We start from the raw sequence: 8301 nt of genomic DNA, 5'->3' as shown, positions 1-8301 counted from the left end.
TTCCCGCACCCCGTGCCCTCACCCGATCCGCTCCAGCCGGCGGATCGGCCGGGCCGCCAGCAGCACGCCCACCGCCAGCATATTGATCACCGCACCGGCCAGCAGCACCTCCGGTGCGCCCACCCGGTCCGCGACCGGTCCCGCCAGTGCCCGGCCCGCCGCCAGCATCAGCAGCGATCCGGCCACGTCGTACGCGTGCAGCCGGTTCAGTGCCTCCGGCGGCACGTGTGTCTGGACGGTCGTCGACCACATCACCAGCCAGAACGCGAACGCCGAGCCCGCGATGAACTGACCGGCGCCCAGCGCGAACACGGGCAGCCCGAGCCCCAGCACCAACAGGTTCACGCACACCCCGGTCAGGGCCACGGCGCCCGCCGCCAGCGGGCGGCGTGGCCGCAGCCGCAGGGCGAGCAGGCCGCCGACGACACTGCCCGCGCCGTTCACCGCCATCATCGCGCCGTACGTCCCCGAGCCGTGCGCCTCGGTGACCTCGACGGCGGTCAGCGGGAGCATCGGACCGAGCACGCTGAAGCCGTACACCGTCCAGATCGCGATCACCCCCCACAGCCAGCTGCGCGCCCGGAACTCGTGCCATCCATCGACCAGTTCGGCGACGAACGTGCCGCGCACCGCCTCGTCCGACGGCGCCGGGGCAAGCCGCAGCAGGAAGAGGCAGATGCCGGAGACCAGGAACGTCGAGGCGTTCGCCGCGTAGACCGCGCCGGCGCTCGCCAGCCCGACGAGCACGCCCGCGAACGCCGGTCCCGCCATGGTCATCAGCGCCTCGGAGACGCGGAGCACCGCATTGCCGCGCTGCACGTCCCTGGCCACCCGCGGCACGGTCGAGGCGACCCCCGGCTGGAAGAGCGCCGCCCCCACGCCGGCCACCGCGCTCAGCGAGTACACCGCCCACAGCGGCGGGTTGCCGACGGCGAAGGAGACCGCGAGCGCCGAGGCGCCGATCAGCCGCAGCGCGTCGGCGATGATCATCATCCGGCGCGGGGTGAACCGGTCCGCCAGCACGCCGCCGAAGAGCACGAACAGCGCCAGCGGCCCCATCCAGGCCGCCAGCGCGTACCCCACCGAGGAGTGCGGTCGCCCCGCCCCCAGCAGGCCGGCGGTGAGCGCCACCGGGATCATCCCGTCGCCGAAGAGCGCCGCGGTACGGGCGACGAAGAAGAGCCGGAAGTTGCGGGTCCAGAGCCGGTCGGGCCCGAGGGACAGGGACGGCAGCGGGGACAACGGGAGCAAGGTGGGCGAATCGCGCAAAGCGCTCTCGCTGTCCACGGCGGGAATGCATGCGCGGTCTGCTGACTTTTCCTTCACACCGATGACATGTATCAGCTTATGGTCTATACCAGCTAGTGGTGAAGGGAGTCCGCCGTGCCACACCGAGTCGTCGTCCTCGCCCTCGATGGGCTGCTGCCCTTCGAACTGGGCATCCCCCAAAGGATATTCGGCCGTTCACTCGGATCCGAGCCGCTCAACCGGGGCCGCAAACTCTACGAAGTCGTGACCTGTTCGATCCGCCCGCCCGGCCGGGTCCGCACCGACGCGGACTTCACGATCACCGTCGAACACGGTCCGGAGGCACTCGCCACCGCCGACACGGTGGTGATCCCCGCCAGCTACGAACTCGGCCCCGTCTACACCGAGGGACGGCTGACCGACGAACTCGCGGCCGCGTTCACCCACATCAGGCCCGGCACCCGGATGGTCTCCATCTGCACCGGTGGCTACGTCCTCGCCGCCGCCGGATACCTCGACGGCCGCCCCGCCACCACCCACTGGTCCTCCGCCGACCACTTCCAGAAGCTGTTCCCGGCGGTCCGGGTCGACCCCGACGTCCTGTTCATCGACGACGGGGACGTCCTGACCTCCGCCGGGGTCGCCGCCGGGATCGACCTCTGCCTGCACATCGTGCGCCGCGACCACGGCACCGCCGTCGCCAACGACGTCGCCCGGCGCACCGTCGTACCGCCACACCGCGACGGCGGCCAGGCGCAGTACATCCAGCGCCCGGTCCCCGACGCCCAGATCGCCGGGACGACCGCCGCACGGGCCTGGGCGCTCGGGCGGCTGGAACGGCCGATCCTGCTGCGCGACATGGCGCAGCAGGAGTCGATGAGCGTACGGACGTTCACCCGCCGGTTCCGTGAGGAGGTCGGGATCAGTCCCGTCCAGTGGCTGACCCAGCAGCGGGTGGAACGGGCGCGTCAGCTGCTGGAGTCCACCGATCTCTCGATCGACCAGGTCGCCCGCGACGCCGGCTTCGGCACGCCCACCTCACTGCGGCAGCATCTCCAGGCGGCGCTGGGGGTGTCACCGACGATGTACCGCCGGACGTTCCGCGCGACGGTGGGAGACCGCTGCTAGCGACATCCCCTGGATCCGGCCAGAACGTGCAGGTCCCAAGGGCCGGCGATCGCCGTCGGCCCTTCGCCGCGTCACTGGACGCGGGACTTCTTCTGTCCGCTGTCCGATTCGTCGTCGTCGTCGGATCCCGGGACATGGACGTCCAGCACGTTGATGTTGATCTCGACGACTTCCAGGCCCGTCATCGTCTCGACCGCGTCCGTCACGTGAGTGCGGATGTTCTTCGCGGCCTCCAGGATGGGGATGCCGTAGTCCACGACGATGTCGACGTCGACGGCTGCCTGCTTCTCACCCACCTCCACCTTGACCCCGCGGCCGGGATCGTTGGAGCGGGACACCTTGTCCTTGACCGCCCCCAGCGCTCGCGAGGCGCCCCGGCCCACGGAGTGGATGCCGTCGGTCTCACGTACGGCTATGCCCGCGATCGTCGAGACCACGGTGTCTGCGATGGTGGTCGTCCCACGGGTTCCCCCGTCTGAATTTCCCGTTCCCAGTGCGGTACCGCCGAGAGTGTCGTTCGTCGCCATGAGTGCCTCACACAGAGTTCCTACGTGAGGGGGCAGATCGGGGACGGCGGACGAATTCCGCTGCCCTGTGCCCCTCATTCCACTGTGCTCCGGAACCCCGGCGTCCGCCATTCGGCTGACGGCCGGCGGATCTTCCGTCAGTCCCGGGGCAGCAGCGTGCCGAGCGGGCCCAGGTCGAGGTTGAGGTCCTCCGGACGCACACCGTGCTGCTCGCACAGCTCTGTCATGCGCTGGTCGAGCAGCATGAGCGTGGTGCCGATCTCGTCCGTCTGCTCGTCGCTGAGGTCCCCCTGCTCGATGCGGCGGATCGCCTGGCGCTCCATCAGCTGACGCAGTAGCTCGACCACGGTGAGGACCAGGGTGACGAGGTCGCGCCCCATCTTCTCCGAGTCCAGGTCGACGCGTGAAGTCGTCACAACGGCCCTCCGTCCGCCCAGGGGGCGGGCACGCGTTCATTGACCGACGACAGCAGGGCGTGCAACGACACGCGTACCAGCGGGACATCGGCGATCGCGATGACCAGATCCCCGCTGACGACCACCCCGGTCGCCAGGACACGGTCCAGGAGGTCGACCAGCGGTACACCGATGGGGCCGCAGAGAGGGCCGGGGTTGTCCCACGGAACGATGTCGCGCGCCACGGCTCACACCTCGCCGACGAAGGAGTAGGGGACCCAGGGGCCGGACAGCTCGATCTGCGCACCGGTCCGTTCGCGCAGGGCCTCCGCGAGCAGGGCCAGTTCCGCCGCCCGGTGCTCGGCCACCAGGTAGGTGGCGTTGAGGACCTGGACGCGGCGGTCGTCCCCGGCTGCCGCCGGGCCGTGCGTCCGGAGCCGCCGGGAGGCGGTGGCGACGCGGTTCATGTCCGCGTCCACGGCTTCGGCGACGCGCAGCGAGTCCTCCTGGCGCTGCTCGCGCCGGGCCTGCAGGTTCCTCTTGCGGTCGAGATAGGCCCGGCCCGCTCCCGGAGCCGGACGGGACGGGCCCGCGGCTGCCTTCGGCTCCTCCGCCGGGCTGCTGTCGCGCTGCTGGGGAGCGTGGGCCGCGTACACCTTCACTCCCCATTCGGCATGCCGCGCGATGCGCTTCAGCGCGGTGTGAAAGCGGGCCGACTCCTTGGTCAGCGCGAGCCCGGCGCTGTCCTCCCCGTGGTACAGCGTGGCCAGGGGCAGGGGAACGGTCGGCGCGTGGGCGGCCACCGCCGACACGACCTCGTGGTGGGCACGGGCGTACCGTTCGAGTTCCGGCTCGTCCGCCAGACGTTCCTGCCAGGCCTCGTCCGTGAACTCAGCCGCCCGAACGGTCTGCACGATCGCCGTCAGGGCCCCGAACGACAGAGGACGTACGGGTGCGTCGCGCGTGACTCCGGGCACTCCGTCAAGAGGCAGCCGGTCCTCGGTCCGGCAGACCGCGTACACGTACAGGGCATTCGCATCCGAAGCCCGGGGGCTGCGCTCCGTCATGTGCCTCTGATCTCCCTCGGATCACTTCTCGGACGTAGACATTTCTTCGGACTTGGACTCAAGCGCGTCCAGGCGTGCGCGCAGTTCACGGTTCTCGTCCTCCAGGGCGTTCCGTGCCGCGTGGGAGCTGAGCGCCGGATCGGTCTCCCACCAGTCGATGCCGGCCTTCTTCGCGGTATCAACAGAGGCCACGAAGAGGCGCAGTCGGATCGTGAGCAACTCGATGTCGAGGAGGTCGATCTTGATGTCTCCGGCGATCACGATGCCCTTGTCGAGGACGCGCTCAAGGATGTCGGCGAGATTCGTGGTCTGCGGCCCGGAGGCGGGGTAGCCACCCTGCCTGAAGTCGAGATCAGTCACGACGAGCCTTTCCCGATGACCGTTTGCCGCGGGCAGCCCGCTTGCGGGGAGGCGCGGCTTCCTCTTCTTCCTCCTCCTCCGGTTCTTCTTCCTCCTCCTCCGGTTCTTCTTCCTCTTCCTCTTCCTCCTCCGGTTCTTCCTCGTCCTCGTCCTCGTCCTCGTCCTCGTCCTCGTCGTCTACCAGTTCCTCGTCGTCGTCGTAGTCCTCGTCCTCGTAGTCCTCGTCCTCGTCGTCCCCCTCTTCGCCGCCCTCCTCGTCCTCGTCCTCGTCCTCATAGCCGTCCTCGTCCTCGTTCTGGTTCTCCTCCTCTTCCATGGCGTCCTCGTGGGTCACCACGACCTCTCCGTCGCGGATCTCGCCGCGCCACCCGTCGGGCTCCTCCTCGGTGAGGGTGACGTAGCGCTGGAAGTGCTTGAAGTCCAGTCGCATACGGCGCCCCTGAGCACGCCAGAGGTTGCCCGTCTTCTCGAAGAACCCGGACGGGTAGTACTCGACGACCAGGACGATGCGGGTGAGGCTCGGGGCCAGTTCGTGGAAGCTCACGGCGCCGCGCGTGGTGCCCTTCGCCCCCTCGGACGTCCAGACGATCCGTTCGTCGGGCACCTGTTCCTGAACGGTCGCCTTGAAGCTGCGCGAGGAGGGCCCGACCTTGACCTTCCAGTCGCTGGTCATCTCATCGCCCATCGAGACGTCACGCACGCCCTTGGCGAAGCTGCTGAACTGGTCGTACTGAGTCCAGTAGTCGTAAGCCGTACGCAGGGGCACGCCCACATCGAGCACCTCGATGATGTTCATGACCTTGCTGCCACTCGATTTGCGCTTGCCCTTTCCTCCGCCGAAGGCCTCCTTGGCCTTGTCCACGACGTTGTCCTTGACACCCTTCGCCTTCTCCGAGACGAACGCCTTCACCGGCGAATCGCCCTTGAGGATGCGCGAACCCATCGCGGGAAGTTCTCCGCCGTTCTCGGCGACGTCGGTCAGCCGGCCCGTGACATCGGTCAGCTTCTCGCCCGCCTTCTCGGAGAGCTTGTCCACCTGGGCGCTGAGGAAGTTGCCCAGCTCGCCACGGAGCCTGCCCATTCCCGTCTCTTCTTCCTCGCCCTCGTCTGCCTCGGGCTCCTTGTTCTCCGTCTTGGCCATGACGCGCTACCTCCGGCCGCTTGAACGCTTGGATGCGGTGCGCTTGCCCGGCGATGTCTTCTTCGCGGCCGTCTTCTTCGCCGCCGTCTTCTTCGCAGCGGTCTTCTTGGCCGCGGTCTTCTTGGCCGGGGGCGCCTTCTTCGCCGCGGTCTTCTTGGCGGCCGTCTTCTTCGCAGCGGTCTTCTTGGCCGGGGCCTTCTTGGCCGGGGCCTTCTTCGCCGCGGTCTTCTTCGCGGGAGCCGCCTTCTTTGCCGTGCTCTTCCTCGCCGCGCTCCTCTTCGCCCCGGAGTCCTTGTCAGCACCGCTCCTGGCCGACCGGGACGGGGTCCGCCGGGAGGGCCGATGCCTCGGCTGCGGCTTCTCCGGCTCTTCCTCGGGCTCCTCTTCCTCTTCCTCTTCCTCCTCACCCTCTTCCTCGTCTTCGCCCTCCTCGGGCTCCTCTTCTTCCTCTTCCTCCTCTTCCTCCTCTTCGCCTTCGGGCTCGTACTCTTCTTCGTCCTCGTACTCCGCGCCCTCGCCGTCCGGAGCCTCTTCGTACTCGTCCTCGTACTCGTCCTCTTCGCCCTCGTCCTTCCGAGGTTCGATGAGACGGGCCGTGCGGTCGCCGATCGCATCGGCCAGCGAGCTCACGCCTCGGTTGGCCGCCGCGGTCATCGCCTTGCGTCCCGCGTCGAGGACCTCGCCCCTGAGCTGATCCTGCAGTTCCGCGAACTGGGGAACCTCTCCCAGCCGGCGCATGCCCTCCGCGGCGAGCTGACGGGGTTCCAGGCCGAACCGTCTGCCGGCCAGGTACGTCGCCACGGTCAGGGCAAGCCGCCCCTTCTTCGTCCGACCCAGCACATAGCCGCCCACTACTGCGGCGGCCAGGGTCACCTTGGCCTGGTCATCCATGAGCACGTCACCTCTGATCGATCTGTGCCGGGCCGACCCGTGCGGCATGCAGCCGGTCAAGCAACCGTTCCTCTTGCCGTTCGAATTCCTCCAGGGTGATGTCGCCGGATTCGTATTCCTGGTTGAGAAAGGCCAGTTGCGCCCGCAGTACGGCAGGGTCGTGCAGCTCCCGCTCAGCGGCGTCGTTGAGCTTCTCCGCCACCCAGACCACGCCGCGCACAGGCGCGATGGGAAGCGTGAGCAAGCCGGTGATCAGCCCCATGTCACGCCCCGCCCACGAGCACGGAACGGGCCTCGGGCCCGACGAAGCTGTAGCAGGGCAGCGGACCGGCCAGGCGGAGCTCCACGTGGTCCCGGTGGGCGTCCGCGAAGTGCCGGGCGTTCGCCAGGAAGGTTTCACTGGCGCCGCGTTCGACGAGGAAGGACACGTTGAGCACGCAGCCCGGAACCTCAGGTCCTGCCGCGACGGCACGGGAGCCGGGGGTGAGTTCCCGCAGAACGCGCTGGCCGGCTGCTGTCGCCCTGCGGGCGAGCGCTGCGGCGACGGCTTCACCCAGCCGGAGACTGGCCTCGTAGCCGGGGCGCCTTCGCACCGCCTCGCGCAGCCGCCGTACGGTCTTGTCCTCGGCGACGAGAGCGGCCAGCGCGTTCTGCGCCGGAAGCGCTTTGACGTTGATCTCGAAGCGGCCGGACAACTGCTCCAGGGTGGCGGCGTGGTCGGCTTCGGCGCCGGCCAGCTGTCGCAGGACGGTCTCTTCGTCAGGGGCGACCATGCCGAAGCGCATGGGCAGCACCGGCCCCTCGTCCGCCAGGCGCATCAGCAGTTCCTGGTGCGCCAGCAGGTCGCGGCGTCGCGCGCGCAATCCGGGCGCCGCGTCGCTGACAACCGCGTCGAGCCCGCCCGTGGTGATGGTCCGCAGGACGGCAGGAGGGGACCCCACTCCGCCGATGCCCTTCGGGAGCTTCGTTCCCGCGCGCATGACGGCGTAGACGTAGACCCCGTCGGCTGCCATGGTCATGCCGCCACGCGTCGGCGCCGGCTCTGGCTGCTGCGGGCCGGGGCTCGCCGCTTCTTCGGGCGTTCGTGCTGCTCGTCCTCGTCCTCGTCGTCGGACTTGTCGTCGCCGCCACCCACCGCCTTGCGCACGGTGTCACCCATGGTCTCGGCGGCCTTACGAACCTTGCGCTTGCCGACGGACTTGGCCACACCGCCACTGAGCAGCTCGGGGACGGTGGTGCTGCCGGAATCGCGTTCGAGGTCGAGCCTGTTGCAGGCCTCGGCGAACCGGAGGTACGTGTCCACACTCGCGACGACGATGCGCGCGTCGATCTTCAGGATCTCGATGCCGACGAGCGACACCCGGATGAATACGTCGATCACCATGCCGCGGTCAAGAATCAATTCCAGTACGTCGTACAGCGTGCCGGCGCGCGGCGGGCAGGCCACTACCTCGTCGGAGTAAGTGGTCGCGCTCATGGAATGTCCTTCCAGCAGGGGGAGCGAACACGGTCATTCGTCGGCGGAACCCCGCCGGTACCGGCGG

At 68.9% G+C, this 8301-nt stretch carries 12 protein-coding genes; 1 reads left to right on the top strand and 11 read right to left on the bottom strand.

From position 1 onward, the window contains the following. Nucleotides 1-18: 18 nt before the first annotated feature. Entirely contained in the window at nt 19-1242 is a 1224-nt protein-coding gene (locus J1C73_RS32910) for an MFS transporter (protein ID WP_207319564.1), read from the bottom strand. 141 nt (nt 1243-1383) lie between these two features. Between J1C73_RS32910 and J1C73_RS32905 the strand changes: the two genes are divergently transcribed. Next, nucleotides 1384-2376 carry a GlxA family transcriptional regulator gene (locus tag J1C73_RS32905; RefSeq protein ID WP_207319563.1) on the top strand — a complete coding sequence of 331 codons (993 nt, stop codon included), beginning with the start codon at nt 1384-1386 and terminating at the stop codon, nt 2374-2376. A gap of 71 nt (nt 2377-2447) precedes the next feature. Here the strand turns inward: J1C73_RS32905 and J1C73_RS32900 are convergent, their stop codons facing one another. The 10 genes from J1C73_RS32900 to J1C73_RS32855 all read right to left on the bottom strand — a co-directional run bounded on the left by J1C73_RS32900 (nt 2448) and on the right by J1C73_RS32855 (nt 8234). Further along, nucleotides 2448-2903 (bottom strand): Asp23/Gls24 family envelope stress response protein, encoded by a 456-nt coding sequence (locus J1C73_RS32900; protein ID WP_207319562.1) that lies wholly within the window; start codon nt 2901-2903, stop codon nt 2448-2450. Nucleotides 2904-3040: 137 nt separating this feature from the next. After that, on the bottom strand, nt 3041-3319 hold the full coding sequence (locus tag J1C73_RS32895) for a gas vesicle protein K (protein WP_123460934.1): 279 nt from the start codon (nt 3317-3319) through the stop codon (nt 3041-3043). After that, the gene (locus tag J1C73_RS32890) at nt 3316-3543 is read right to left on the bottom strand and encodes a gas vesicle protein (RefSeq protein WP_123460933.1); all 228 of its coding nucleotides are present in this window, start codon (nt 3541-3543) and stop codon (nt 3316-3318) included. Before J1C73_RS32890 ends, J1C73_RS32895 begins: the two co-directional genes overlap by 4 nt. Nucleotides 3544-3546: 3 nt before the next feature. After that, nucleotides 3547-4365 (bottom strand): GvpL/GvpF family gas vesicle protein, encoded by an 819-nt coding sequence (locus J1C73_RS32885; protein ID WP_207319561.1) that lies wholly within the window; start codon nt 4363-4365, stop codon nt 3547-3549. 21 nt (nt 4366-4386) lie between these two features. Then, the gene (locus J1C73_RS32880) at nt 4387-4725 is read right to left on the bottom strand and encodes a gas vesicle protein (protein WP_207319560.1); all 339 of its coding nucleotides are present in this window, start codon (nt 4723-4725) and stop codon (nt 4387-4389) included. Beyond that, a complete protein-coding gene (locus J1C73_RS32875) occupies nt 4718-5866 on the bottom strand; it encodes an SRPBCC family protein (RefSeq protein ID WP_207319559.1) in 1149 nt (382 codons plus the stop codon). Before J1C73_RS32875 ends, J1C73_RS32880 begins: the two co-directional genes overlap by 8 nt. A gap of 6 nt (nt 5867-5872) precedes the next feature. Then, nucleotides 5873-6757: a histone protein gene (locus J1C73_RS32870; protein ID WP_207319558.1), complete on the bottom strand. Its 885-nt coding sequence runs from the start codon at nt 6755-6757 to the stop codon at nt 5873-5875. Between the two features lie 7 nt (nt 6758-6764). Next, complete coding sequence (locus J1C73_RS32865; protein WP_207319557.1) at nt 6765-7019, bottom strand: gas vesicle protein GvpG; 255 nt, start codon at nt 7017-7019, stop codon at nt 6765-6767. A 1-nt stretch (nt 7020) separates the two neighbouring features. Next, a complete protein-coding gene (locus J1C73_RS32860) occupies nt 7021-7770 on the bottom strand; it encodes a GvpL/GvpF family gas vesicle protein (RefSeq protein WP_207319565.1) in 750 nt (249 codons plus the stop codon). Between the two features lie 2 nt (nt 7771-7772). Continuing rightward, a complete protein-coding gene (locus J1C73_RS32855) occupies nt 7773-8234 on the bottom strand; it encodes a gas vesicle structural protein GvpA (protein WP_123460927.1) in 462 nt (153 codons plus the stop codon). Nucleotides 8235-8301: the final 67 nt, after the last annotated feature.

Source organism: Streptomyces laculatispora (genome assembly GCF_017353455.1).
Taxonomy (GTDB): domain Bacteria; phylum Actinomycetota; class Actinomycetes; order Streptomycetales; family Streptomycetaceae; genus Streptomyces; species Streptomyces laculatispora.
This window is presented reverse-complemented; position numbering and strand designations above follow the sequence as displayed.